The organism is Vibrio sp. 10N.261.52.C11 (genome assembly GCF_041471405.1).
GTDB classification, from domain to species: domain Bacteria; phylum Pseudomonadota; class Gammaproteobacteria; order Enterobacterales; family Vibrionaceae; genus Vibrio; species Vibrio crassostreae_C.
Genome location: NZ_JBFROI010000086.1, coordinates 1 through 1,029, shown reverse-complemented (window position 1 = coordinate 1,029; position 1,029 = coordinate 1). Strand labels below are relative to the sequence as shown.

Annotated in this window: 1 protein-coding gene and 1 pseudogene; one reads left to right on the top strand and one right to left on the bottom strand. The window is 39.8% G+C overall.

All coding sequences use genetic code 11. The annotated features are described in order from the left end of the window. Window positions 1–146 precede the first annotated feature (146 nt). Complete coding sequence (locus AB4323_RS23030) at window positions 147–659, top strand: DUF3916 domain-containing protein (RefSeq protein WP_017058387.1); 513 nt, start codon at window positions 147–149, stop codon at window positions 657–659. Between the two features lie 228 nt (window positions 660–887). Here the strand turns inward: AB4323_RS23030 and AB4323_RS23025 are convergent. Beyond that, window positions 888–992, bottom strand: a pseudogene (locus AB4323_RS23025) (carboxypeptidase); the annotation flags it as partial. Between the last annotated feature and the right edge of the window lie 37 nt (window positions 993–1,029).

Sequence of the window (1,029 nt, the reverse complement as noted above, 5' to 3'; positions counted from 1 at the left end):
AGCGGCTTCGTTCAACAAAGCAATCAACACGATTTATTACATTCGGCGTTGTAGGTTTGTCTTTGGTTTCGGTGTTTAAGGCAGTAAAATTCAGCTAAGTCGGCGTAGTAATAAACGTGTTATTGCGGCGTTATAAGGAGGAAGATATGCGAAGAATTAGCTTTCATCGTCCAAAACAGAAAGTACGAAATCCAGAAAGGCACATACGTGCCCTAAAAGTGTGGGCTGAAGAGTTTCGAGGTTATTATCCAGAGCGGGATGGTGAGCAATACACTAACTTCAAAATTTGGACACTTGATCGCTTAATCCAAGGTTCTAGTTCCAAGTTTGAGTGGCAGAAAGAGGCTTTAGAGCAGTTATTTATAGCCGCCAACCATATGGTTAATGCAAAGCCAAACAACGAAAAAGGTAAGTCTTGGGTAGCTGTACTTCTTTGTTATCCCAACCTTTTTTCTAGTGAAGTAACTGTGTTCTTTGACGAAACCTACTATAAGCGGTTTAGACCTGACGATGGTTTACTTACAGGTAGAAGTATTTTGGAAAAGTATGAGATTTCCGCAAATTTCGATTACATCGAGCAGGGTTACAAAGAAGACTGGGGTGATGAAAAAGAAAGTATAGAAGTTGAAATGTGGACAATAGGTGAACCCTCCTTATAACAAACGACTATGGCACGGTTTGCCTTACTCGAAGTAATCCGTAAATACCTAAATTAGCAGATTCACTAACACGGAAATGTCCAATTTCGTGCTAGTAGGTACCAGAATCTTCCGTGATTGTTAAGTTCGATGAAGGGATAAAACCTTCAAATCAATCTAAGTATGTTTTGAAAATGTGATTAAAAAGGCTGAATCAATAAACTGATCAGCCTCTATCAATTTTTTCCATTAAAGGTAACGGCTTCTTAGGTGGTCTTTGAAGTATTGCGCATTCAAGGTTTCACCGGTTGCGCCTTTCACCAAATCATCAGTAGTAAGCAGGCTGCCTTTGCTCTAAATGTTCGATTCTAACGTAAACGCCCCATGAACC

Coding starts and splice junctions, on each gene's coding strand:
- AB4323_RS23030 (WP_017058387.1), top strand. CDS start 147: ATGCGAAGAATTAGCTTTCATCGTCCAAAACAGAAAGTACGAAATCCA.